At 70.7% G+C, this 24,047-nt stretch carries 17 protein-coding genes, 1 tRNA gene and 1 pseudogene; 11 read left to right on the forward strand and 8 right to left on the reverse strand.

Annotated elements, in window-relative coordinates:
- Nucleotides 1-167: 167 nt before the first annotated feature.
- Nucleotides 168-2,882, reverse strand: coding sequence for an RICIN domain-containing protein (locus AB0B72_RS04340; RefSeq protein ID WP_367736868.1), 2,715 nt, complete (start codon nt 2,880-2,882; stop codon nt 168-170).
- An 835-nt stretch (nt 2,883-3,717) separates the two neighbouring features.
- Nucleotides 3,718-4,053: a hypothetical protein gene (locus AB0B72_RS04345; RefSeq protein ID WP_367736869.1), complete on the reverse strand. Its 336-nt coding sequence runs from the start codon at nt 4,051-4,053 to the stop codon at nt 3,718-3,720.
- 146 nt (nt 4,054-4,199) lie between these two features.
- Between AB0B72_RS04345 and AB0B72_RS04350 the strand changes: the two genes are divergently transcribed.
- Together AB0B72_RS04350 and AB0B72_RS04355 are read left to right on the forward strand one after the other, a co-directional pair.
- Entirely contained in the window at nt 4,200-4,802 is a 603-nt protein-coding gene (locus AB0B72_RS04350; protein ID WP_367736870.1) for a UTRA domain-containing protein, read from the forward strand.
- Nucleotides 4,803-4,822: 20 nt separating this feature from the next.
- Nucleotides 4,823-5,305, forward strand: a complete 483-nt coding sequence (locus tag AB0B72_RS04355) for a hypothetical protein (RefSeq protein WP_367736871.1) — start codon at nt 4,823-4,825, stop codon at nt 5,303-5,305.
- Nucleotides 5,306-5,510: 205 nt separating this feature from the next.
- Here AB0B72_RS04355 and AB0B72_RS04360 read toward each other — a convergent pair.
- The 3 genes and pseudogenes from AB0B72_RS04360 to AB0B72_RS04370 all read right to left on the reverse strand — a co-directional run.
- Nucleotides 5,511-5,753 (reverse strand): annotated as a pseudogene (locus AB0B72_RS04360) (leucine zipper domain-containing protein); the annotation flags it as partial.
- A gap of 118 nt (nt 5,754-5,871) precedes the next feature.
- Entirely contained in the window at nt 5,872-7,965 is a 2,094-nt protein-coding gene (locus AB0B72_RS04365) for a HEAT repeat domain-containing protein (RefSeq protein ID WP_367736872.1), read from the reverse strand.
- A 761-nt stretch (nt 7,966-8,726) separates the two neighbouring features.
- Nucleotides 8,727-8,800 (reverse strand) — tRNA-Ile (locus tag AB0B72_RS04370).
- A gap of 233 nt (nt 8,801-9,033) precedes the next feature.
- On the opposite strand from AB0B72_RS04370, the gene AB0B72_RS04375 reads away from it, so the two are divergent.
- Nucleotides 9,034-10,329 carry a substrate-binding domain-containing protein gene (locus tag AB0B72_RS04375; RefSeq protein WP_367736873.1) on the forward strand — a complete coding sequence of 432 codons (1,296 nt, stop codon included), beginning with the start codon at nt 9,034-9,036 and terminating at the stop codon, nt 10,327-10,329.
- A 132-nt stretch (nt 10,330-10,461) separates the two neighbouring features.
- Here AB0B72_RS04375 and AB0B72_RS04380 read toward each other — a convergent pair whose 3' ends face one another.
- Both AB0B72_RS04380 and AB0B72_RS04385 read right to left on the reverse strand, forming a co-directional pair.
- Nucleotides 10,462-10,704, reverse strand: a complete 243-nt coding sequence (locus AB0B72_RS04380; protein ID WP_367736874.1) for a hypothetical protein — start codon at nt 10,702-10,704, stop codon at nt 10,462-10,464.
- Nucleotides 10,705-10,725: 21 nt separating this feature from the next.
- Nucleotides 10,726-12,399, reverse strand: coding sequence for a sodium:solute symporter family protein (locus AB0B72_RS04385; RefSeq protein WP_367736875.1), 1,674 nt, complete (start codon nt 12,397-12,399; stop codon nt 10,726-10,728).
- A 157-nt stretch (nt 12,400-12,556) separates the two neighbouring features.
- On the opposite strand from AB0B72_RS04385, the gene AB0B72_RS04390 reads away from it, so the two are divergent.
- Genes AB0B72_RS04390 through AB0B72_RS04420 form a run of 7 tightly spaced genes read left to right on the forward strand, consistent with a single transcriptional unit; the run spans nt 12,557 to nt 19,893 of the window.
- Nucleotides 12,557-13,300, forward strand: coding sequence for a GntR family transcriptional regulator (locus AB0B72_RS04390; protein ID WP_367736876.1), 744 nt, complete (start codon nt 12,557-12,559; stop codon nt 13,298-13,300).
- 7 nt (nt 13,301-13,307) lie between these two features.
- Nucleotides 13,308-13,535 carry a ferredoxin family protein gene (locus tag AB0B72_RS04395; RefSeq protein ID WP_367736877.1) on the forward strand — a complete coding sequence of 76 codons (228 nt, stop codon included), beginning with the start codon at nt 13,308-13,310 and terminating at the stop codon, nt 13,533-13,535.
- 13 nt (nt 13,536-13,548) lie between these two features.
- Nucleotides 13,549-14,985, forward strand: a complete 1,437-nt coding sequence (locus AB0B72_RS04400; RefSeq protein ID WP_367736878.1) for an ABC transporter substrate-binding protein — start codon at nt 13,549-13,551, stop codon at nt 14,983-14,985.
- Nucleotides 14,982-15,917: an ABC transporter permease gene (locus AB0B72_RS04405; protein ID WP_367736879.1), complete on the forward strand. Its 936-nt coding sequence runs from the start codon at nt 14,982-14,984 to the stop codon at nt 15,915-15,917. The genes AB0B72_RS04400 and AB0B72_RS04405 overlap by 4 nt, the downstream gene beginning before the upstream one ends.
- The gene (locus tag AB0B72_RS04410; protein WP_367736880.1) at nt 15,914-16,918 is read left to right on the forward strand and encodes an ABC transporter ATP-binding protein; all 1,005 of its coding nucleotides are present in this window, start codon (nt 15,914-15,916) and stop codon (nt 16,916-16,918) included. Before AB0B72_RS04405 ends, AB0B72_RS04410 begins: the two co-directional genes overlap by 4 nt.
- Nucleotides 16,915-19,653, forward strand: a complete 2,739-nt coding sequence (locus AB0B72_RS04415) for a fumarate reductase/succinate dehydrogenase flavoprotein subunit (protein ID WP_367736881.1) — start codon at nt 16,915-16,917, stop codon at nt 19,651-19,653. Before AB0B72_RS04410 ends, AB0B72_RS04415 begins: the two co-directional genes overlap by 4 nt.
- A 42-nt stretch (nt 19,654-19,695) precedes the next feature.
- On the forward strand, nt 19,696-19,893 hold the full coding sequence (locus AB0B72_RS04420) for a DUF2795 domain-containing protein (protein WP_367736882.1): 198 nt from the start codon (nt 19,696-19,698) through the stop codon (nt 19,891-19,893).
- Nucleotides 19,894-20,077: 184 nt separating this feature from the next.
- On the opposite strand, the gene AB0B72_RS04425 is transcribed toward AB0B72_RS04420, so the two are convergent.
- Nucleotides 20,078-20,902, reverse strand: coding sequence for a patatin-like phospholipase family protein (locus AB0B72_RS04425; protein ID WP_367736883.1), 825 nt, complete (start codon nt 20,900-20,902; stop codon nt 20,078-20,080).
- 305 nt (nt 20,903-21,207) lie between these two features.
- On the opposite strand from AB0B72_RS04425, the gene AB0B72_RS04430 reads away from it, so the two are divergent.
- Nucleotides 21,208-23,976 carry a cellulose binding domain-containing protein gene (locus tag AB0B72_RS04430; RefSeq protein WP_367736885.1) on the forward strand — a complete coding sequence of 923 codons (2,769 nt, stop codon included), beginning with the start codon at nt 21,208-21,210 and terminating at the stop codon, nt 23,974-23,976.
- Nucleotides 23,977-24,047 lie beyond the last annotated feature (71 nt).

Here is a 24,047-nt window from a genome sequence, read left to right on the forward strand (position 1 = left end):
GGGGCGGCGTTGAGCCATGCCGGGATCGTCATCCTCGCCGCGTGCGTGGTACGTGGCGCAGACCTCGGCTCCGTGAGCTCACGCGTGGCGGCACGCTACCGGCTACCTCATCCGGTACGGCGGCAGGGCACGGCCCGGCCGCTGTGGCCGGGCCGTACCAGGTGGTATCAGGCAGGGATCAACTGCCATTGCTGGTTGACGCCGCCGTTGGCGGCCCACTGTACGACCTGGGCACCGTCGGAGGTCGACGCGCCGTACACGTCCGCCAGCAGCCCGCTGCTGTAGCTGACGATCGTGTAGTAGCCGTCGCCGGTGGACCTCAGGTACCACAGCTGGTTGGTGCCGCCGTTGGCGGTCCACTGCTGCAGTTGCAGCCCCTGGGTCGTACTGCTGCCGTTGACGTCGAGGACCTTGCCGGTGGGGACGTAGCGCAGGGTGTACGCACCGCCCTGACCGCTGGTGACGGTCCACGCGCCGGAACCGGACTGCTGCACGGCCTTGGCGCCGTCGGCGGAAGACCCGCCGGCCACGCCGAGCGGCTTGCCGCTGTTGCGGTTGACGATGCGGTAGGACGCGCCGGACACCGGGCCGCTCGAACCGGACCCGAGATTGAAGTACTCGACCGCGTCACTGAACGTCGTGGCACCCGACTTGGTGGTCGTCAGCACCAGGTACACCCGTGAGCCGCTCGCCGGTGTGGTGAAGGTGACCGGCTGGGTGACCCGCGTGCCGAGCGGGATGTTCAGTGTGGTGTTCCCCGACGCGACAACGGTGCCGTCGGGCCGGTCGAGCCGTGCCGACCAGGAGAATCCGACCGAGGTGCCGCGCAGGTCGTCGTTGAAAACGGTGATGTTGCGCGTCACGGAGGTGTTGGCGGCGTAGGTGGTCACGGCCTGCGGCAGCGGGAAGGTGCCATTGGAGTCGGAGGCCCCGGACGCCGACCAGTAGGGCAGGTCGATCGCCGTGACCGGGTTGAACGCGGCCTGGACACGCTGGACCTGGGGGTTGCTCCAGGGATCGGACAGGTTGTCCGCGCCGTAGAGCGGATGACCGCCCTCCTCCGGGGTGAAGTCCGTGGTGCGCACGCCGGGCACGAAACCGGCCCACGCGGACAGCAGTGTGTACGGGCGCAGGTCGGCCGCGTCCTTGCCACGCTTGGCGGCCGTCGCCGTGGCGAACCACATGAAGCCCTGCTTGGTGTTGCACTTGTTCCAGACGTACTCGCCCTCACCGTCGGGCCGGCCGGTCACGGTGGCCACCCGCTCCCCGTACGTCCCGACGCCGTCGATGTAGTGCGCGAAGACCGCGAAGTTGCCGTACCTCATGTTCGGGTACCGGCTGGGTGCGTCGGCACCGGGCGCCGCGTCGAGGCTGATCGGGCGGGTGCCGTCGTTGCCGTTCATCGCCGCGTAGAGATCCTGCTCGAACTGCTCGGAGTCATTGCCGAAGGTCGGCTCGTTGGCCTGGCTCCAGCGGATGACGGCGGGATGATTGCGGTCCCGCAACGTGAGTGCGCGGGCGTGGTTGACCATGTTGTCGTGCCCGGCGGCGAAGTCCTGCGCGCTGCCGCGGATGCCGGTCTCGTCAATGATCATCATGCCCATCTCGTCGGCCACGTCGAGCATGTACGGGCTGGCCGGCTCCTGGTGGATGCGCACCACGTTGTAGTTGAGCCGCTGGTAGTTGTCCACGGCCTGCGGCCAGCCGCCGTTGCCCGACGAAGGCGGAAGGAAGCCGGGCAGCGTGTCGTAGGCGTCGCCCTTGCCGCCGTTGTTGACCCGGTCGTAGTCGGCACCCTGCAGGTTGTCGCCGCGGAAGTTCACCCGGACGCCGTTGATGGAGTAGTACTCGCCGTTCTGGGTGGTCTCGCGGAACCCGAACCGGTACGTCGCGTCACTGGTGCGGCCGTCGTCGGTCGCCGCGTGAACCTTCAGACGGTGGAGCTGGGCTCGATATCCCGGCTGGTACGGGACGTTCGGCCACCAGTACGAGGTGCTGCCGAGGCTCCACGGGACGGAATCGACCGTGACCTTGGCCGTCGACCGCGCCGCCACGGTCACGGTGCGAGCCGGCGGCGCGGGGTAGGTGAACGTCCCGCCGCCGTCCGATGAAAGCTCGCCGGTCACCGTCACCGATCGAGCGCTGCCCGAGGTGTTGGTCACCCACACGTCGTAGCCGAGGGTCTGGTTCGCCACCGACGTGCGGATGAACGTGTCACTAACGTACACGGCCGGATACACCCGCAGGAACGCGGAGCGGTAGATACCCTGCGGGACCGCCTCGGACCAGTCGGCGGCCACGGGCACGATGTACTTGCCGTTCGCCGAGTTCTTCAGCGCGCCGCGGCCCTTCACGTCGACGCTGATCGTATGAGTGGTGCCCGGGGCGGCGTAGGCGCTGATGTCGAACTTCGAGGGAGTGAAGGCCGTGGTCTGCGTCGCGACCACCCGGCCGTCCACCGACAGGGTCGCCTGGTGGTTCACGGCGCCGAACTCGATCCAGGTCGACTGCGGCTGCCCCGAGTCCGGCACCGTCACCGTACGCGAGTACACGGCCTGGGACACATCGGTGAACCCCTGCTTGTACCAGCCGCCTCCGGGCACCTTTATCGAGGTCGTCGACCGGCCCGCCGGGGTGAAGCTCCACGTCCCGGCGAGATCGACCGAGGCGACCGCGGCATTGCCCGCGGTGAAGCCGTCGATGTCCCCAGCGGCGGCGGCGACCGAGGCGGCGGACTTCGACACGGTGGACTCCGACGATGCGGACCGCTGTGCCGCCACAGCCGGCTGAGCCCCGATCGTCGCGACCAGCAAGGCCGCCACCACAGTCGGCCACTTGCTCATCGGCCGCCGGGCGCGATGAGGAAGATCGCTCCGATTCATGCGTGATCCTTCCGGGTGCATCCCCTGTGCGATGTGTGTCTCATCCGGCCGCCGTCCGCGATGCCATCCAACGGCGGCGCCCCGGCGTCCGTCCGTCACGCCCGCAGTGATCGTGCCGCCCCTCTGCAGACGTCACTGCCCGGCTGTTCAGGCCGTCGCGGTTCCTCCGCGGGAACCGACGGCTTGATGGGGGCACGCTGTCTCCTGGTGATGGGGGTGTCGTATCGGTTCGACGGTATGGCCGGACATCACACATAAGGCCCGGGCTCCCACCTGTCAACGCTCAGGGTTCCCGCAAAGATGGGATCACTTCGGCTCTCCGGTTCCCATCACGTGGATTGACAGCGGGAAATCCTGGGTCTTATGTAACTTTCAGGCGTGCTGGACACATCATCCGTAGGATGTATCGGCGGCTCCGAGATCGAGAGCCGGAAGCGCCTGCTCCGGGACCATCCAGGCCTGTGTCGAACTTCTCGCGGTTGAACGGATCATTCGATGCCGTCGAGCACCTGATAGAGGAGATGGGGCCTGTCCGAGGCCCCGCGCCGGCAACGACGAACGCACCGTGCCCTGCAAGACCCTGTACCGCTAAAACTGGAGCGACAGCGGTTTCCGTCTTCACCGGCGAACTCGGGCGACCGTTGCATCCACCGCCAACCGGTTCGCCTACCAGGCGAGTTCCCGCCGGTCCGCCTGCGCGACCCGCGCCACGGGCCGCCTCGCTCATGCTCGCCGCCGGTGTCGACGTGATGCTCAGGGTCTACGCCAAGTGCATCGAGGGGCAACGCGAGATGGCCAACCGCCGCATCCTGGAAGCGCTCACGGGGTGAGGGCTTCAGTCGCCGTCGAGGTGCAGTTCTGTCGCTGGGTCGGCGGCGCATCTGCGGGCGAGATCTTCGAGTCTTCGGATCGCCTCCACGTCCTGAGCGGCCGATGTGGGGAGGCGGGCAAGCTCGGCGAGGAACTGCGGCATCTCGGCCGGCGAAAGGATCAGGCTGCCATACGGGTCGACGCGTTCCAGCATCGGATGGGTGCCGCGCCCGCGCACCTGGCCGACGAGACGCACGAAGACATCCTTGGGGTCTGGTGCGACGGCGATGGGAGCGAGTTTCCTTCGCTTCGGGCTGGTCCCATGCTGCTCGACCCTCACCAGCACCGCGTCAACGCCCATGATCACACCCTACGAAGGACCCCGGGAGATCCCTCGGGGTCCTTCGCCGTATGGGCCTCGAACCATTCCGCGAGGCGCTGAAACGGCGGGGCTCACCTGGGGAGAGGGGGCGGTGAGCATTCCGCGTATGTTCCGCGACCAGTGGCATGGGGCTGCTTCCGGTGGCTGTCGGCTGCGTTGTGCGGGCGCGTCAGACCCTTGCCATGCAGGGCCGGATCGAGCGCGAACACGGCCGCGGCTCCGTCGTGAAGAGCCGCCCGGAAAGCCCCGCCGAGCGGGTACGGCCCGGCCTGTCGACGGCCGAGCAGCCCGAGAGCGCCGAACACATCGTCAGCGTTGCCCGGGTGCCGGCCCCCCGGCACGTCGCCAAGCTTATGGGTGTCGACGAGCGAACCCCCGTGATCTCCCGTCAACGCGTGACCAGACAGAGCGACCGGGTCTCGGCGGCTGAGACTCTGTGGTTTCCCCTGGAAGTCGCCCTCGGCACCGATCTGGACACGCCCGACCCGCTGCGGCATGGGGTCCGTCAGCACCTCCAGGCGGTCAAGCATCTGCGGTTCGACCACGTCGGCGAACGCCTGACCGCACGGAAGCCGACGAAGGAGGAAGCCGAACTTCTCGGCTCCTCGTCCCCGGTTCTCGGCGTGCCGGCCACTGTGCACGACCCGGGCGGAACGGTGCTCCTCGTGATGAGTGTGGCCTTGCCTCGTGATCTTCACGAGGTGGAAGATGTGTACCCCGTGACCTAACCCGCGCCGGAGCAGGTGCCATGCAGACCAATCCCCTCATCGACCCGCAGGACCTGGTTCGGCGGCCGTCCTTGTTCGGGAAACTGTCCATGGGATGCCTGATCGCGCTGGCAGTACCGATCCTCTGCGTGTTCCTCCTCATCAAGATTCCGATGTGGGTCAATGACGGGAGACTGGACGACTTCGCGGAGCGCTTCTACAACCTTCCACTTCCCCCCTCCACAGAGTTCGCGGACCACGACGCGCAGGGTTCAGTCCAACTCCGATCGAACGGGAACCACTGTGACTACCTGGTCAGGTTCTCACTCAGGACCCGGCTCTCCGACCAGGAGATCACGCGCTACTACGAAAAGCTCAACGTCGCCGGTGTCGATGGCGGCCGCGCCTACGTGACGGTCTACTCTCCGAAGCACTCAAGCCGGTTCGAGGCCGGCCGGCCTGAGCCGTTCATCGTCGAGATCTTCGACAGTACCGATCCCGGATGGGACATCCGTTGCCACTGATCACCACCTAACCGCACGGCAAGCCAAGTCTTACCCCGCTCGTCTCGCTCGGTTACTTGTGGCGCTCGATCCCAAACGCATGGAGTTGTCCTTCGGCCGGGCACTGTCCGGCACCCGCTACGCCGTCACCCCCGCCGAGTGCGCCGACCTGCTTGAGGCCGCCGTCCCAGTGAAAATCAGAGTCTCCACGAGACCCTGCACGGTTCACCTTGATGATGCGGCGTTCGGTACGGGTGGCGGTACGGCGGGGACTGTGGTGCGGGCGGCTGGACCGGTCGGCCATCCCGGCCGGGCCGTGGATGCGGTAGCGCTCGGCCCAGCGGCGGGCGGTGGTCACCGCCACCTGGAAGCGTTCAGCGGCACGACGCAGCGGCCAGCCGTCCTCAACGACACATCGGGCCAGGCGAAGACGTCCCAGTTCGGTCAGCGGCGCATTACGGTGGGGCATGAGGGCCTCTCGGGTCTTGGTGCAGATGTCGCAATCCACACCGAACCCGAAGGCCCTCACCCATTACAAGAACATCTGGTACGTGTCGCCCCGTACTCAACCTCTGTGGTCAGTACAGCTAGCCCACGGCTTCGAGCGCTTCCCGGCAGCGGCGGAGCAGCTTTTCGTCGTCGACGATCTGCGCACTGCCGTATCCGTCGTCGCTGGCATTGTGCCTGCGCACCCGACTCAGCTCGGCTTCCAGGAGCGGCCGGGTGCCCGCGGCGGCCCGCCCGAGCTCCGCGCAGAGCTCGGCCGCCTCCGTCCGGGTGTGCCTGTTGAGCTCCCACACCTGCGGCACCACCGTCAGCGGCACCTCAGGGTCGCCGGTCAGCCGGTACAGGGCGCGGGCGGCCGCCAGCGGGACCCAGCCGTGCGGGTCCTTGCGCCTGACCAGCCGCCGCAGCAGGGTGAGCCTGGCCCGTGCGGCCCGGTCCCGCTCCGTCAGCGCCGGGGCCAGGTCGGCGAGGATGTCCACCGCTGGCCGTAGGGCGTACTTGTCGTCCCCGCCGAGGTAGCGGTCCGCGACGGCGAGGGCTGCACCCACGTCCGCCGTGACCAGCCACAACGCCTTCGCCGCCGGAATGGCCATGGCCCGATCGGGCGAGGCCGCGGCGTCCCGCAGGATCGGGGCGCACGCGGAAGCCTCCGGCCCGATCGCGGCGAACGCCGCCAGCAGGCCCGTGGTGACCGGCTGGTCGAGCAGGTCGGGCAGGGCCTCGGCGGCCCCCGGCCCGATCCTGGACAACGCCCAGGCGATGCTCTCGTGGCGGAGGTCGCGTGGGTCAGCCGTGGGCAGGTCGCGCAGGCGGCGGCGCAGCAGGGGCAGCAGCGGCGCGGCCCGCGGCCCGAACCCGCCCACGAGCTGTGCCACGTCACTCGGCATCCGCTCGCGCTCCAGCGCCCAGGCCAGCATCGGCAGCGCGCGGGCGTCCCGCGTGCCGCTGAACGCCTGCAAGGCCGGGCTCACTGTCGGCTGGTCGCCCGGCCATTCGATCACCCACGGCAGCTCCGTGTCCTCCAGCATCGTGTGGGACGCCGCGCGCCTCTCCGTGGCGGCCAGGACCTCAGCCAGGGCGTCCGCGGCGGGCGCCGCCAGCTCGTCCAGATCCTCCAGTACGCCGGCCGCCCTCGACATCGCGACCGCGCCCGGCCGCCCCCTCCCGCGCCCGTCGCGTACGCAGTCGCCGACCGCGGAGACGAGCCCGGCGTAGTCGCCGCGCCAGTTGGCGAGAAGGACGTGCGCGGGGCCCATGGCGTCCACGCGGCATTCCCCGTCGGGTGAGCGCAGCAGGGCCGTCAGCAGGCGTACCCGGTCGTCCACGCGGTCGCCCAAGCCTTTGGACAGGGTGCGCACGATCTCGCCCGCCTGGGGAGCGCGCCGGCCCACGTCGCTCGCCTCGCGTTCCCGCCGCAGCGCGCCGATCAGGGTGGGGGTCTCAAAGGCCGCGGGCGGGGCGACCGGGGGCGTACCGGTCTCGTAGAGGGTGGTGAGCAGGTCGAGCGCGTCGCCGACCTCGACCGCCGGGCCGTCGCCCAGCGAGGCCAGCTCCGCCAGCGCCACCAGCTTGACCTGCGGCTCCACCTCCATCGCCAGGACGCGACCCAGCCAGTCGCGTGCGTCTTCCGCGCCGCTCTCGCAGCGGGCCAGCGCGCCCACGGTCCGCACGACGGCCTCCCGCACGCTCGGGTCGTCCTCGTTACGCAGGCGACCGGTCAGGGTCGTCGTCACGGCCCGCGCCCGGTCCACGCAGGCGGCCAGGAGCCCGGTCACGGCCTTGCGCAGCTTCGGGTCGGGGTCGTCGAGCAGGCGCTCCCACAGCGGGTACGCGGCGGTCACGGCCCCATTGGCCTTCTTGTACGGCCCGCTCAGCTCGGCGGGGTCCTCGGCTGAGGCGATGCTCGCCAGCAGCTCCACCACCTCCGCTCGGCCGGGCAGGTGCGGGGCGCCGGCGATGCGGAGGAGGAAGGGGATCGCGGCCAGGGTGCACGGGTAGACGTCGCCTTGGTGGTGCACGGCGCCGTACATGCCGTCCAGGGCCGTCTCGCGTACGGCGGGATCGGGGTCGGCGAGGCCGCGCAGCAACTCGGGGACCTCGGTGGCGGCGCCGTAGGCGTGACGCATGCGGCTCCACCGGACGTCGCTCAGCCCGGCGAACGGATCGTTTGCCATGCGGAGATCCTGCCGGACCACACCGACAATTCAGCCAGTGGGTCACCGCACGAGCGCGCCGCCCAACATCCAGAACGTCCGCGCCAAGCTCAAACGCCTGGCCAGCAGTGGCATCCTCGTCGAAACCGAGCCGGGATTGTTCACTCAACCGTGTCCCGCGCCCATAGCCCGAACGGCGAGCCTCCGATCGGCCGACTTATCCCAACCCCACCGACGAAAGGGACATCATCTCGCGGAACGCACTCTGAAGTACCTTGCCCATGTGGCGGCCGGGGGCTGGATCGACGTGGGTGAGCACGTCCAGGCCGAGCACCTCCTCCGACTGGAAGCCGCCGCCTACGACTGGCACCAGGACTACCGATCCGAATGGCTTCCCTGAGCCGTAAGTAACAAGTGGGTCACGCCGCATGCCCGAGGCTCGGATGTCCACCGAAGAGGCACAGGGGCATAAGCGGCCGAGCGGTCGAACCAGCCAGCGGATTGTCTGTCTTCCGGTGCGGTGGAGACGATTTTCGCCGAGCGGGCACAGACAGCTCTTGGTCATGTATATGCCGACGTAAGAAGATCGAGGCCGGATGGGCGCCAGGGATGGTCTTCTCTTGACCGTGTTCTCGGTCTGAGCCAGCGAAGGCCGCCTGAATGATCTATGGGTTGCCCGCCGCGTGCCCAAGAGCAACCGGCGAGCGGCCAACGGCCGTCTGCTGCTCGCCCCGAGATCGCGATTCACCGAGAAATCGCAGCTCAGGGGCTATATTCATGAGTAGGGCGGGTGGGACTTGAACCCACGACCCACGGATTATGAGTCCGATGCTCTGACCGGCTGAGCTACCGCCCCGCAATGCTGGAGTCTCTCACAACTCGCGCCGAGTGGATCGCTCAGGTACGCGACTCGCGCCTTCGCTCGGAGCGAACTCGCGAGGGTCGGGTACCGGTAGCGATGCGGGCGAGGTTCGGGTGATCACCGCCAAGAACGACCCTTCTGATCCCCTCTGCGAAGTATGCCCGCGCGTTGTGTACTAAATGTCCGGGTACGGCTGGGCGGGGTGACAACGCAAAAGGGGGCTGTCTGTGGCGGGACGACGAGGCAGGCGGAAACGGCGGACAGGGCGGGTACGGCCCCCCGGGCGGCTGCCGGCGGCAGGGGCGTGCCTCGTTCTTCTGGGCGCGCTCGCGGGCTGCGGCACAAGCAAGGAGGACGACGGGCTCGGCGCGGTCGGGACCCTCCACGAAGGCTTCCGGATCGGCCTGCTGCTCCCCGGAGACGCGACCGATCGAGACGCGACCGATCGAGACGCGACCGATCGGGGCATGACCCACCGAGACGCGGCCGATCGGGACATGACCAATCGCGACCGTGCCGGCCGCGGATCCCGGACCGGCCAGACGGATGAGAGGGCTGGGGCGGCCCCGGTGGACCGCTATGAGACGTACGACAGGCCCCTCATCACAAGGGCCGTCGCCTCGCTGTGCCCGCGTTGCGAGATCGTCGCCGCCAACGCGCACGGCGACCGCGCCGCTCAGGAGCGGCAGATGCGCGCGATGCTCGACGACGGCGTCCGGGTCGTCATCCTCGACCCCGTCGACCCCCGTACGACGGCCCAGATCGTGGCCAGGGCCAAGCTCATGGGGGCCAAGGTGGTCGCGTACGACCGGATGGCGAACGGCCCGGTGGACGCGTACGCGGGGTTCGACCGCGTCCAGGTCGGCCAGGCGCAGGGCCGGGCGCTGCTTCGCGCGATCGGCGGCCGGCGGGGGCCGGTCCTGCTGCTGAACGGCCCGCCGGGGGACTCGGACGCCGCGGAGCTGAAAAAGGGCCTGCATCAGGCGCTGGACGGACGGGTGACCATCGGCGCCGAGCGCGACATCGCGGGCTGGAGCCCGCGGGGTGCGGCTGACGGGGCCCGGCAGGCGCTCGCGACGCTCGGCACGGTCGCCGGGGTCTGCTGCGCGAGCGACGTCATGGCCGCCGAGGTGGCCGCCGTCATGGCGGTCTCCGGGATCCCGGAGGGGACGCCGCTGGTCGGCCAGGGCCCCGGGCCCGGCGCCACCCGCCGGTTGCTCGACGGCGCTCAGGCGGCGACCGTCTACACGTCCATCGCGGCCGAGGCGGGGAGCGCGGCCCGGCTCGCCGTCGACCTGGCCTGCGGCAGGACCGTGTACGGCACGGCGATGGTGTCCAACGGGACGACGGCGTCGATCCCCGCGGTGATCGTCCCTCCGGTGGTCGTCACCCGAGGTATGGCCGCCGGTGAGCCGTCCGTACGGCGGCGCGGGGAGCACCCCGCACCGGAAGCCGCCAGGGAGAACGCGGCCGGGGAGCGGAGCCCCGTGCCGTCACCGACCCCCGCGCCCCCCGCCGGCTGACCAGAAAAGCCGCCCGCCGACCGACCGCAAAAGCTGCGCTGACCGCAAAAGCTGCGCTGACCGCAAAAGCTGCGCTGACCACGAAAGAAGAGCCCGGCCGGGCGGCATGCCGAGCCGGGCCCCTCAGGGCGGCTACTCGGCGTCGTCGGACGAAGGGGCGGGGGCGTCGAGCGGCCGCAGGCGCTCCCAGAGCAGGAAGACGCCGCCGACCACCAGCATGGCGATCCCGGCCCACAGGTTGATGCGCACGCCCTCCGCCTTCTGGACGGCCTGCGCGCCGTCGAGCAGGCCGACGACGGTGAGGATCACTCCGTACACGAGGAACAGACCGCCGATCACCCGGCGGATGTCGAAGAGCCCTTTCGGGGCGGCCATGGCGAACCTCCTGGGTGACGGCTAGATGAAGGGCAGGTAGAACGCGGCGGCGAGCACGACGGCGCCGACACCGAGGACGACGGGGGAGCGGTACCAGGCGGCGTCCCCGCTCATGGCGTCGTCCTGGATGGAGGCGTCGGTGAGGCCGTAGACCAGCCCGCGCAGTTCGCTTTCCGGCTTCGGCGCCGTGAACCGGGTGACCACGACCGAGACGATCGCGTTGACGACGAAGGCGATGCCCGCGCCCCAGAAGCTCGCGTTCAGCTCGGTGCGGAAGTCGATCACGCCTGCCTTGTAGAGGATGTACGACGCGAACGCGGCGGCCGTGCCGGTCACCAGGCCCCAGAAGCCCGCCCACGCCGTCATCCGGCGCCAGAACAGGCCGATGATGAACGTGGCGAACAGCGGTGCGTTGAAGAAGGAGAACAGCGACTGCAGGTAGTTCATGATGTTGTTGAAACTCGCCGCGATGAAGGCCGTGCCGATGCCCCCGACGACGCCGCCGACGGTCGCGATGCGGCCGAGCCTGACGTACCACTCGTCGGGATGGTCGCCGTTGACGTGGGACTTCCAGATGTCGTACGTGAAGACGGTGTTGAAGCCGCTGATGTTGGCGGCCATGCCCGCCATGAACGACGCGAGCAGGCCGGTCACCGCGATGCCGAGCACGCCGTTCGGCAGGAACTTGTCCATCAGCAGCGGGATGGCCTCGTTGTACACCGGGCCACCCGGCTTGCCGAGGTCGCTGAACAGCACGAGGGCGATGAGGCCGGGGATGACCGTGACGACGGGGATCAGGAGCTTGGGGTAGGCCGCGATGATCGGGGTGAGCCGGGCGGCGTTGGTGTTGCGGGCCGACAGCGCCCGCTGCACCTCGGCGAAGTTGGTCGTCCAGTAGCCGAACGACAGCACGAAGCCGAGACCGAGGACGATGCCGACCCAGTTCGCGCTCAGCGGGTTGTCGGTGCCCGCCGTCTGGGCCCAGGTGTGCATGCCGCCGTCGCCGAGGGCGCTCTGCCGCACCTTCTCGCCGAGCCCGGAGAAGCCGCCGACCCGGATCAGGCCGATCACCACGATCGGGACGAGCCCCGCGATGATCACGAAGAACTGCAAGACCTCGTTGTAGATCGCCGAGGACAGGCCGCCCAGCGTGATGTATCCCAGCACGATCGCGGCCGACACGATGACCGACAACCACAGCGGCCAGCCGAGCAGCGCCTCCATGACCAGGGCCAGGGCGTACAGGTTGATCCCGGCGATCAGGATCTGCGCGACGGCGAACGTCGAGGCGTTGAACAGCTGCGTGGCGCCGTTGAAGCGGCGGCGCATGAACTCGGGGACGCTGTGCACCTTCGAGCGGTAGTAGAACGGCATCATCACGATGCCGAGGAACGCCATCGCGGGGACCGCGCCGATCCAGTAGTAGTGCACGGTCATCAGGCCGTACTGGGCGCCGTTCGCCGCCATCCCCAGGATCTCGATCGCGGCGAGGTTGGCGGAGACGAACGCGAGGCCGGTGATCCAGGCGGGAAGAGCCCGGCCGGAGAGGAAGAAGTCCAGGCTCGTCTTGACGGCCCGCTTGGCGGCGAAGCCGATGCCCAGTACGACGAGGAAGTACAGGGCGAGGATCGCGTAGTCCAGGACGTTGACATCGAGCCGCAGATCCTGTGCGGCCAGCACGTGGGCATGAGGCACGCAGCGCCAGCTACCCTCACAACCCCACGTTGCACGGAACTGGCACTTCTATACGGAATCGTAATAAAAGTGCAGGTGGTGGCCCCGTAAAACCGTCCGGAAGTGGCGCAATCTCCGCGTTATCCAACTTTCCCTACCTGCTAGCTAGGGTAAAGGCATGGAGCTGGCGGACACACGGCGCCCGAGGGCCGACCGCGCCCGGCAGGTGGCGGACCTGCTGCGGCGGGAGATCGTGCACGGGCGGTTCGGCGACGGGAACCTGCCGCTGGAGGCGGCCCTCGCCAGGGAGTTCGGCGCGTCCCGTAACACGATCAGGGCCGCGCTCGACCTGCTGCGCGACGAGGGCCTGATCGAGCGCTGTCCCGGGGTGGGAACGACGGTCGCCGCGGAGAAGTACCCCCACGGCCTGCACCGGCTGCTGGGGCTGGCGGAGACGCTGAGCGAGCACGGCCGGGTCGTCAACCAGGTCCGCGCCATGGGGTTCGTCGAGCCCCCGGCGGCGGTGCTGGACCGGCTCGGCCTGCCGCCGGGGGAGTCCGTCGTCTACGTGGAGCGGCTGCGCCGGCTGAACGGCCTGCCGCTCTCGCTCGACCTCACCTACCTGGTGCGGGACGTGGGCGAGCCGCTCTTCGACGCCGACCTGGTGCACAACGACCTGTTCGTGCTGCTCGAAGGCATCGCGGGCCAGCCGCTCGGCATGGCCGAGCTCACCGTCGAGGCCGTCAACGCCGACGCCCACACCGCCGCCGTCCTGGAGGCGCCCCGGGGAGCCGCGCTGCTCATGGTCGAGCGGCTCGCCCACCTCGCCGACGGCCGGCCCGTCGACCTGGAGTTCATCCGTTTCCGCGGCGACCGCCTGACCATGCGCGGCCACCTCCGCAGAAGCCCCGAAGGAGAGTGAGCCCGCCATGAGCCTGGTCAGCAACCGCGCCGACGTTCCGGTGACGATCGACGAGTCGCTGTGCATCGAGGGGTGCACGCTCTGCGTCGACGTCTGCCCCCTCGACTCGCTGGCCATCAGCGACGAGACCGGCAAGGCGTACATGCACGTGGACGAGTGCTGGTACTGCGGCCCGTGCGCGGACCGCTGCCCCGCCGACGCCGTCACCGTCAACATCCCCTACCTGCTGCGATAGAAGGGCCACCTCGATGCGCAAGACGTTCGCCGCCATCGTGGCGCTCCTCGCCGCCGCGTCGGCCGGGTGCTCGCTCAGCGCCGCCTCGGGCGCCGGAGCGGACGGCTCCGGCGACGGCGCCGTCGTCATCGGCTACCAGTCCAAGACCATCAACACGGTGACCGCCGGCACCCTGCTCCGCTCGCTCGGGTTCTTCGAGAAGCGGCTCGGCGCCGGCCACCGGGTCGAGTGGCAGGACTACGACACCGGCGCGCCGATCACCGCCAAGATGGTCGCCGGGAAGATCGACATCGGGTCGATGGGCGACTACCCCCTGCTGATCAACGCCTCGCGCACCCAGGGGATCGCCGCCGCGCGCACCGAGCTTGTCTCGGTGACCGGCTACAACCTGCGCGGCGGGCTCAACATGGTGGTGGTCCCGCAGTCGTCGCACGCGAAGACGCTCATCGACCTCAAGGGGCGCAAGGTCTCGGCCAGCGCGGGCTCGGCGGGGCACGGAACGCTCGTGCAGGCGCTGGAGCGAGCCGGTCTCGACCCGGCCGCCGACGTGGAGACCGTCAACCAGCTCCCGCCCGTCGGCGCCTCGGCGCTCCAGTCGGGCGCCGTCCAGGGCTACGCGCAGTTCGTCGCCTGGCCCGGGCTGCTCGTGTTCAAGGACCAGGCGCGCCTCCTCTACGACGGCTCCGCGCTCGACGTGCCGACGTTCCACGGCGTCGTCGTACGGCACGACTACGCGGCCAAGCACCCCGACGTGGTCAAGGCGTTCCTCCAGGCGCAGATCGACGCCACGAACTACCTCCACGCGCACCCGGTGGAGGCCGCCGAGTCGGTGGCGAAGGCGACCGGGCTGCCCGCCGAGGTCGTCTACCTCTACAACGGCCGGGGCGGCATCTCGACCTTCGACGTGACCCTCAAGCCGCGGCTCACCGCCGCGCTCGAACACGACGCGCCGTACCTGAAGAAGATCGGCACCGACTTCCAGGACGTGGACGTGAAGCGTTTCGTCAACGACGCCTACCTGAGGACGGCGTACGGACCGGCCTACGACGCCGACACCGCCTCGACCGCCAACGCGGCGGCCGTCACGGGCCGCGACGACACCTGCGGCGTCGCCGTGTCCGGCCCGGGCAAGGCGGGGGAGGTCTGGCTCGCGGGAGAGACCGCCACTCACCCGGCCGCCACGCCGGCCTGCCTCCTGCGGCAGGTCGCCGCCGCCGAGCGGGCGGGCAGGACGGTCCGCGCCGCGTACGTCCCGGACGCGTCGACCGGGACGCACTGGTTCGCCGACAAGGCCGTCTGGGTGAAGGACCCTTCGGCGCCCGAGGACGACAGGTTCCTGCCGTTCACCACCGATGACGGCGCACGCGCCTTCCTCGACGGCCATCCGGACACGGAGCAGGTCACGTACGCCGAGGCGCTCAAGGCCGCCGCCGGGGGTGCCGCCCGATGACCAGCGTCATCCGCGCCACCGGCACGACGTCCGGCGACACCGGAACGACGTCCGGCGCTTCCGGTGATGTGGCGTCCGGCGTCACCGCCGCGGCCCCCATGCGGGCCGCCGCCGACGGCGAGAGGCGTGCGGCCCGTACGACGGGGGGCGGGCCCGGCCGTTCGAGCTGGGTGATCAGGGCGGCGTCGCTGCTGACCGTCCTCGGGGTGTGGCAGGTCCTCACGGCAACCGACGCGAGGATCGGGCTGCGCTTCGACCGGCTGCCCTCGCCCGCCGAGGTGGCCGCCGAGCTCACCCGGCAGCTCGGGACCGGCGTGTACTACCTCGACCTGGCCCAGAGCGTGATCCGCATCCTCTCCGGCTTCGCCCTCGCGGCCCTGCTGGGCGTGGCGTGCGGCGTGCTCGTCGCCCGTTCACGGAGGTTCGCGGACGTGCTGCTCCCGCCCATCGAGGTGGTGCGGCCGATCCCGGCGATCGCCATGGTCCCGATCGCGATCCTGCTGTTCCCCACCGACGAGCAGGGCATCGTCTTCATCACGTTCGCAGCGGCGTTCTTCCCGATCATGGTGAGCACGCGTCACGCCGTGCGGGCCCTTCCCACCTTGTGGGAGGACGCCGTGCGCACCCTCGGCGGCAGACGGCGGCACGTGCTGGCGAACGTGGTCCTGCCCGGCGCGCTGCCCGGGATCTTCGGCGGGCTGTCGGTCGGCATGGGCGTCGCCTGGATCTGCGTCATCTCCGCCGAGATGATCTCCGGCGAGCTGGGAGTGGGCTACCGCACCTGGCGGGCGTACACGGTCGTCGACTACCCCGGCGTGATCGTCGGGATGGCGACCATAGGCGTGCTCGGCTGGCTCACCTCCGCGGCGGTCGAGCGGCTGGGACGGCGGCTCACCCGCTGGCTGCCCCGGGCAGAAGGGAGCGGAGCATGACGACGCTCGGCACCGGAGACGTCGGCACACCCGGCGTCGGCACCGGCCGTGTCCGCGACGACGGCCACCACGGCATCGGCCACCACGGCGCCGGCGACCCCGTCACAGGGCCCGCCGCCCCGGCTGACACCCTTTCCGGCACGCGAATCGACGCCCGGACCGGCGCCCCGGCCGACTCCCCGGCCGCTACGGCGGACGCTCGTACCGGCGGGCGGACCGGCGGGCGGACCGGCGGGCGGACCGGCATGGCGTTCACGCTCGACCGGCTCGCCCTGGGCTACGGCCGCGAACCGGTGCTGCGCGACATCGGGCTCGATGTCGCCCCGGGCGAGGTTCTCGTCGTCGTGGGCTCGTCCGGGTCGGGCAAGTCGACCCTGCTGCGCGGGCTGGCGGGCCTGCTGCCGCCGCACGCCGGGCGGATCGTGGCCGACGGCGCCGAGGTGGCCGGGCCGTCCGCGGACCGGGCCATGGTGTTCCAGGACGACGGCCTGCTGCCGTGGCGCACGGTGCGCGGCAACGTGGAGTTGCCGCTCGCCGTACGCGGGGTGCCCAGGCGGGAGCGCGCGGCCGCCGCCGGGGAGTGGATCGAGCGCGTCGGGCTGGCGGGCTTCGAACGGCGGCTCCCCCGGGAGCTGTCCGGCGGGATGCGCCAGCGGGTGCAGCTCGCCCGTGCCCTCGTGGGCGCTCCCCGGGCCGTGCTGATGGACGAGCCGTTCGGCGCGCTCGACGCGCAGACACGAGCCGGCATGCAACGGCTGCTCGTGGGGGTCCTGCGCGACACTCCCGCCACCGTCGTCTTCGTCACCCACGACGTGGACGAGGCGCTGCTGCTCGGCGACCGCGTCGTCGTCCTGGGCCGCACAGGAGTCAGGGCCGTACTGGACGTGCCCGCGCCGAGAGGAGACGGCGTGAAGACCGGCCCGAAGACCGGCCCGAAGACCGGCGCTGATCTGGCTGCTGATCGGGCCGCGCTGCGTGCCCGGATTCTGGAGGAGCTGTGACCCCGCAGACGACGATGGACATCCCGTCCCTCGCCGACCGTCTCCACCTGGAGTGCGAGGTGCTCGTCGTGGGCGGCGGCACGGCCGGCACGATGGCGGCGATCACCGCGGCCGAGCACGGGGCCGACGTGATCCTGCTGGAGAAGGCACACGTACGGCACAGCGGGGCCCTCGCCATGGGCATGGACGGCGTGAACAACGCGGTCATCCCCGGCAAGGCCACCCCGGAGGACTACGTCGCCGAGATCACCCGCGCCAACGACGGCGTGGTGGACCAGCGCACCGTCCACCAGACGGCCACCCGCGGTTACGACATGGTCAGGCGGCTGGAGCGCTACGGCGTGAAGTTCGAGAAGGACGAGTACGGCGAGTACAACGTCCGCCGGGTCCACCGCTCCGGGAGCTACGTCCTGCCGATGCCGGAGGGCAAGGACGTCAAGAAGGTGCTCTACCGGGTGCTGCGCCGCCGGGACATCCGGGAGCGGGTGCGGATCGAGAACCGGGTCATGCCGGTCCGCGTGCTGACCCGGGACGGCCGGGCCGTCGGTGTCGCCGGGTTCGACACCCGGTCCGGCCGGTTCGTCACCGTCTCCGCCCGCGCGGTGATCCTCGCCACCGGCGCCTGCGGCCGGCTCGGGCTGCCCGCGAGCGGCTATCTCTACGGCACCTACGAGAACCCGACCAACGCCGGGGACGGCTACGCCATGGCCTACCACGCGGGGGCGGAGCTGAGCGGGATCGAGTGCTTCCAGATCAACCCGCTGATCAAGGACTACAACGGCCCCGCCTGCGCGTACGTGGCCAATCCCTTCGGCGGCTACCAGGTCAACAGCCAGGGGGAGCGGTTCGTCGACTGCGACTACTGGTCGGGCCAGATGATGGCGGAGGTGGCCAGGGAGATCGCCTCCGCCCGGGGGCCGATCTACCTGAAGCTCTCCCACCTGCCGGACGAGACGCTGACCGCTCTTGAGGGCATCCTCCACACCACCGAACGGCCCACCCGGGGCACCTTCCACGCCGGGCGCGGCCACGACTACCGCACCCACGACGTCGAGATGCACATCTCGGAGATCGGGCTCTGCGGCGGCCACTCCGCCTCCGGGGTCTGGGTGGACGAGAACGCCGCCACCACCGTCCCCGGCCTGTACGCCGCCGGAGACCTGGCCTGCGTCCCGCACAACTACATGATCGGCGCGTTCGTCTTCGGCGACCTGGCCGGCGCGCACGCCACCGGCTACGCCGCCGGGCTCGCCGGTGACACGGCGCGGGCCGCCCTGCCGGAGGACCAGATCGCCGAGGCGCACGAGCTGGTCTACCGGCCGCTGCGCAACCCGGACGGGCCACCCCAGCCGCAGGTCGAGTACAAGCTGCGGCGCTTCGTCAACGACTACGTCGCGCCGCCGAAGACCGGCGCGAAGCTGGAGATCGCGCTGGAGACCTTCGAGCGGATGCGCGAGGAGATCGCCGGCATGGGCGCGCGCACACCCCACGAGCTGATGCGCTGCGCCGAGGTGACGTTCATCCGCGACTGCGCTGAGATGGCCGCCCGATCCTCGCTGGTGCGCACCGAGAGCCGGTGGGGCCTCTACCACGACCGCGCCGACCTGCCGCGGCGCGACGACGACGAGTGGCTCTTCCACCTCAACCTCCGCAGGAACGCCGACGGCGCGATGGAGTTCGTCAAGCGGCCCGTCGCGCCGTACCTGGTGCCCGTGGAGGGCTTCGTCCCCCGCCCGGCCGAGCCGGTCGTCCTCGGGGCGTACGGCGCGCCGGTCACGGAGCGGCGCGGGCCGGGCGGCCGGCTCGCCGTGAAGGCCGTCGGCCGGTCCCCGCGGATCCTGGAGCTGCTGCGCCTGGCCGACGACCAGCCCACGCTCGGCCAGATCACGCCCTACTTGGCCGACCCCGACCCGAAGGTGCGGCGGGCCGCGATCGCCACGCTGACCGAGACCGCCCCCGCGGGGGTGGGCGAGGTGCTTGCGGAGGCGCTCGACGACCCCCACGGCACCGTACGGCGGGCCGCGGTCACCGGGCTGCGTGAGCTGGTGGAGGTGCTGCCCGCCACCCCGCGGCTCGGCGCCCTCCTGCGCGGCGCCGTACGCCAGGGCTCCGATAGACACGGCGAGCGGCAGGGGGACCCCGCCGTGCGGGCGGCGGCGCTGGACACGTTGCGCGCCCTGCGCCTCGGCGACGCCGAGGTGTTCGAGCGCGCGCTGGCCGACGAGGACGCCCGGGTCAGGATCGAGGCCGTGCGCGGGCTCGTCTCGCTCGACGACGACGCCCGGGTGGCGCTCGCCGCCGCCGACGCGAGCCGCGAGGTGCGGGTGTGGGTCGCCAGGGGCCTGGGGACGATCGGCAAGCCGTCGGGCACGCTGGTGCGGCTCGCCGGCGACCCCGACCCGCTGGTCCGCGCCGCCGCGCTTGAGGCGGCGGGGGAGGCGGGACAGGCGCTCGACGCGGGAGCCGTCCGGGCGCTGGCCGACCCGGCGTGGCAGGTACGGGTGGGCGCGGCGCGGGGCCTGGCCGCCGCGGAGCCCTCGGTGGCCGCCGGGCCGCTCGCCGCCGCGCTCGGCGACCCCCACCTCGACGTACGCAAGGCGGCGGTGCTGTCCCTTTCCGGATGGGCGCGGCGGCCCGAGGTGGCCGACGCCCTCGCGGGGGCGCTGCGCGACTCCGACGCCGACGTGCGAGCATACGCGCGCCGTGCCCTGAGTGGCGTGGGAGCTGAGGGGTAATCGGGAAGTAGGAGCACTACCGTCGATAACGGGAGGAATGTCATGGCCGACGTCCCGAATCCGATCCAGCTGCAGAAGCACCTCAAGGGCGTGGACTACCCGGCGGGCAAGAGCGACCTGATCGAGACGGCCCGCGACCAGGGCGCGGACGACACCGTGCTCGACGCCCTGCGGAAGATCCCGGACAGGGAGTACGACGGCCCCAACGCCGTCAGCAAGGCGGTGGCCGACGCGGGCTGATCCGCTCGGTTCACTCTGGCGCACCGCTCCGCCCTGGCACACCGCTCCACACAGGGCCCGCCGCTCCACGCGTCCGCGCCACCGCTCAACTGTGCCGCTTAAATGTGGCGCTCAACTGTGCGTTTCACCGGGCCCGCCGCGGCCGGAGACCCGCCGGTCCCGGCCGCGGCGGCGCGTCCGGGGGTCAGCTCCAGACCTGGCTGAGCGGCCCGGCCAGGGCGGCGGCCTGCGCTACACCGGCCTGGAAGGCGGGTCCCCACAGTGCCGGATCGAGGACGTTGCCGCCGAACGCCGCGACCGACGCCTGATCGGGGTGGATGACGTGGGTCCGCGCCGCACGCGCCTTCAGAAGCTCCGCCTCCAGGATCGCGCGGGGCGTCACCTCGCCCATCGGCTCCAGGACCACGACGGTGTCCGCCCCCGCGGCGAGGTCGGCGTTGGTGCCCGAGCGGACCCCGCCGTCCACGTAGCGCCTGCCGCCGATCTCCACGGGCGGGAACACCATGGGCACCGCGCAGCTCGACGCGACCGCGAGCACCAGCGGCACGCCGGCGGCCCTGTCCCAGACGACGAACTCGCCCGTCATCGCGTCCACGGCGGTGATCAGCAGCTCCCGGTCCGGCCACTCCTTGATCGGGAGCCGTTCGCCGATGGTGAGGAGGCGCCGTTCGGCGTGGTCGATCCTGGCCTCCAGGGCCATCCGGCCGACCCTGCGCCGCGCCTCCTGACGTTCGAGGGCCGGGTCGGCCAGGATGGCGAACACCTGCGTCAGCGCTTCGGCGTCGAACGCCGGGGCGGGGTCCCTGTCGACGGCCACCTGATGGGCGACGGCCTTGTCCAGATCGGCGCCGGTGGCGATCAGCGTGCCGGTGACCGACCCGGCCGAGGTTCCGATGATCTTGTCGGCCGTCCCGAGGTCGAGGCCCCGGTCGCGCAGGCCCACGATGATCCCGGCCTCCCACGCGATCCCCGCCACGCCGCCGCCGCCGAGCACCAGAGCAGTAGTCATGGCCAGAATTATGTTCGATGGAACCTCCGGACGCACGCCCCCGGATCTCTCCGGCGGCGGTCCCGGGGGCGTGCGCGGCCGGCCCTGCGAGGCGTCTGGGTTTGTCTCGACACGCCATGCCGCCCGGCCGGTCCACGCTCTACCAGGCGTCATGGAGGCCGCTATTAGTTCACGTTCCAAACTATTGACGCCGGTTCCGTGGATGTGTGAATCTTCGATCAGTCCCATGCACGTCGGCGGTCGACGGTCAGGGTCCCTCCCTGTCGTGCGTGGGCGGTTATCCATGCTCGAAAGGGAAACCGTCCATGCGAAGAAGACTCGTCAGCATGCTCGTGATCGCGGCCGTGGCGCTGCTCACGGCCGTGGTCAGAATGGCGCCGGTCGCGGCCGTGGCCTCCGATCCGTACACGTTCAAGAACGTGCAGATCGCCGGGGGAGGGTTCGTCCCGGGGATCGTCTACAGCCAGGCGCAGAAGGACCTGATCTACGCCCGCACCGACATCGGCGGTGCGTACCGGTGGAACCAGGCCACCCAGAGCTGGGTCCCGCTGCTCGACTGGGTGGGCCAGTCCAACTGGGGCTACAACGGCGTGGCCAGCATCGCGGCCGACCCGGTGGACGCCAACCGCGTCTACGCGGCCGTCGGCATGTACACCAACAGCTGGGACCCGAACAACGGCGCGATCCTGCGCTCGTCGAACAAGGGCGACACCTGGCAGGTGTCCCCCCTGCCGTTCAAGCTGGGCGGGAACATGCCCGGCCGCGGCATGGGCGAGCGCCTCGCGGTCGACCCGAACAAGAACAGCGTGCTGTACTTCGGCGCGCCGAGCGGGCAGGGGCTGTGGCGGAGCACCGACTCCGGCGCGACCTGGGCGAAGGTGACGAACTTCCCCAACGCGGGCAACTACCGGGCCGGCACCGACGAATACTCCGGTGACATCCAGGGCGTCGTCTGGGTGACGTTCGACAAGCGGACCGGCACCTCCGGCAACGCCACCCAGACGATCTACGTAGGCGTGGCCGACAAGCAGAACACGGTCTACCGCACCACCAACGGCGGCACCTCCTGGGAGCGCGTCGCCGGGCAGCCGACCGGCTACATCGCCCACAAGGGCGTGCTCGACACGGTCAACGGCTACCTTTACATCGCCACCAGCGACACCGGCGGCCCGTACGACGGCGGCAAGGGCGACGTGTGGCGGTACGCCACCGCCACCGGCGCCTGGACCCAGGTCAGCCCGATCCCGTCCAGCAGCGGCGACGACTACTTCGGCTACAGCGGCCTGACCGTCGACCGCCAGCACCCGGGCACGCTGATGGTCGCCACCCAGGTCTCCTGGTGGCCCGATGTGATCTTCTTCCGCAGCACCGACAGCGGCGCGACGTGGACGAGAGTCTGGGACTTCACCTCCTACCCCAACCGCAGCTTCCGCTACAAGATGGACATCTCGGCGGCCCCCTGGCTGACCTTCGGCACCAATCCGCAGCCCCCCGAGATCACGCCCAAGCTGGGCTGGATGACCGAGTCCATGGAGATCGACCCGTTCGACTCCGACCGCATGATGTACGGCACCGGCGCCACGATCTACGGCACCACCGACCTCACCAAGTGGGACACCGCCGGCGGCCAGTTCACGCTCAAGCCGATGGTGAAGGGCCTTGAGGAGACCGCCGTGATGGACCTGATCAGCCCGCCGTCCGGCGCCCCGCTGATCAGCGGCCTGGGGGACATCGGCGGCTTCCGCCACACCAACCTCGACGCCGTGCCGTCCATGATGTTCACCCAGCCCGTCTTCACCTCGACGACCTCGCTCGACTACGCGGAGACCAACCCGAGCGTGCTCGTGCGGGCGGGCAGCTTCACCGACTCCGACCGGCCCAACGACAGCCACGTCGCCTTCTCCACCGACGGAGGGGCCACCTGGTTCCAGGGCACCGAGCCCGGCGGCGTCAACACCGGCGGCACGGTCGCCGCCTCGGCCGACGGCAGCCGGTTCGTCTGGGCGCCGGGCGACCCCGGCATCCAGGTCGTCTACTCGGTCGGCTTCGGCAACACCTGGAGCGCCTCCAGCGGCGTCCCGTCCGGCGCGGCCGTCGAGTCCGACCGCGTCAACTCGCAGAAGTTCTACGCGTTCTCGGCCGGCAAGTTCTACGTCAGCACCAACGGCGGCGCGAGCTTCACGGCCACCGCGGCGACCGGGTTGCCGACCACCGGGCGGTTCAAGGCCGTACCGGGGCACGAGGGCGACATATGGCTCGCCGGCGGCACCGGAGGCCTGTGGCACTCCACCAACTCGGGCGCGTCCTTCACCAAGGTCGCGAGCGTCACCGCGGCGATCAGCATCGGCTTCGGCAAGGCGGCCCCCGGCAAGTCGTACCAGGCGCTCTACATGGTCGGGACCGTCGACGGGGTCGACGGCGCCTTCCGCTCCGACGACTCGGGCGCGAGCTGGGTCCGGATCAACGACGACCAGCACCAGTACGGCAACTGGGGCGAGGCGATCACCGGAGACCCCCGGACCTACGGCCGGGTCTACATCGGCACCAACGGCCGGGGTGTCATCTACGGCGACCGGAACGGCGGGACTCCGTCCCCTTCGCCGTCTCCCTCCCCGTCGCCGAGCCCGTCCCCGTCCCCGTCCCCGTCCCCGTCGCCGTCGCCTTCTCCGAGTCCCTCGCCGAGCCCGTCGCCCAGTCCTTCCCCCAGCCCGTCACCCAGTCCTTCCCCGAGCCCGTCGCCCAGCCCGTCGCCCAGCCCCTCACCGGGCGGCAAGACGTGCACGGCGACCTACACGGTGGCCAACCAGTGGCCGACCGGCTTCCAGGCTTCGATCACGGTGAAGGCCGGAAGCACGGCGATCAACGGCTGGACCGTCAAGTGGACGTTCCCCAACGGCCAGACGATCAGCCAGCTCTGGAGCGGCGTCCACACCCAGACAGGGGCGGCCGTCACGGTTACCAACGTCAACTACAACGGAGCCCTCGCCGCGGGCGCGAGCACCGTGTTCGGGTTCAACGCGAGCTGGAACGGCACGAACGGCGTGCCGTCACCGGTGAGCTGCACCGCCTCCTGACGGAGCCGGACCGGCTCGGGGCACCCTCCCCGCCTCGGGCCGGTCCTCCCGGCGCTCCAGCCCGGGCTTTC

Origin of the sequence: Microbispora sp. NPDC049125, assembly GCF_040802045.1 — a bacterium.
Taxonomy (GTDB): Bacteria; Actinomycetota; Actinomycetes; order Streptosporangiales; family Streptosporangiaceae; genus Microbispora.

What these genes read in the sequence shown, in the direction of transcription:
- AB0B72_RS04340 (WP_367736868.1), bottom strand. Translation starts at nt 2,882, where the DNA reads ATGAATCGGAGCGATCTTCCTCATCGCGCCCGGCGGCCGATGAGCAAG.
- AB0B72_RS04345 (WP_367736869.1), bottom strand. Translation starts at nt 4,053, where the DNA reads ATGGGCGTTGACGCGGTGCTGGTGAGGGTCGAGCAGCATGGGACCAGC.
- AB0B72_RS04350 (WP_367736870.1), top strand. Translation starts at nt 4,200, where the DNA reads ATGGGGCTGCTTCCGGTGGCTGTCGGCTGCGTTGTGCGGGCGCGTCAG.
- AB0B72_RS04355 (WP_367736871.1), top strand. Translation starts at nt 4,823, where the DNA reads ATGCAGACCAATCCCCTCATCGACCCGCAGGACCTGGTTCGGCGGCCG.
- AB0B72_RS04365 (WP_367736872.1), bottom strand. Translation starts at nt 7,965, where the DNA reads ATGGCAAACGATCCGTTCGCCGGGCTGAGCGACGTCCGGTGGAGCCGC.
- AB0B72_RS04380 (WP_367736874.1), bottom strand. Translation starts at nt 10,704, where the DNA reads ATGGCCGCCCCGAAAGGGCTCTTCGACATCCGCCGGGTGATCGGCGGT.
- AB0B72_RS04390 (WP_367736876.1), top strand. Translation starts at nt 12,557, where the DNA reads ATGGAGCTGGCGGACACACGGCGCCCGAGGGCCGACCGCGCCCGGCAG.
- AB0B72_RS04395 (WP_367736877.1), top strand. Translation starts at nt 13,308, where the DNA reads ATGAGCCTGGTCAGCAACCGCGCCGACGTTCCGGTGACGATCGACGAG.
- AB0B72_RS04400 (WP_367736878.1), top strand. Translation starts at nt 13,549, where the DNA reads ATGCGCAAGACGTTCGCCGCCATCGTGGCGCTCCTCGCCGCCGCGTCG.
- AB0B72_RS04405 (WP_367736879.1), top strand. Translation starts at nt 14,982, where the DNA reads ATGACCAGCGTCATCCGCGCCACCGGCACGACGTCCGGCGACACCGGA.
- AB0B72_RS04410 (WP_367736880.1), top strand. Translation starts at nt 15,914, where the DNA reads ATGACGACGCTCGGCACCGGAGACGTCGGCACACCCGGCGTCGGCACC.
- AB0B72_RS04420 (WP_367736882.1), top strand. Translation starts at nt 19,696, where the DNA reads ATGGCCGACGTCCCGAATCCGATCCAGCTGCAGAAGCACCTCAAGGGC.
- AB0B72_RS04425 (WP_367736883.1), bottom strand. Translation starts at nt 20,902, where the DNA reads ATGACTACTGCTCTGGTGCTCGGCGGCGGCGGCGTGGCGGGGATCGCG.
- AB0B72_RS04430 (WP_367736885.1), top strand. Translation starts at nt 21,208, where the DNA reads ATGCGAAGAAGACTCGTCAGCATGCTCGTGATCGCGGCCGTGGCGCTG.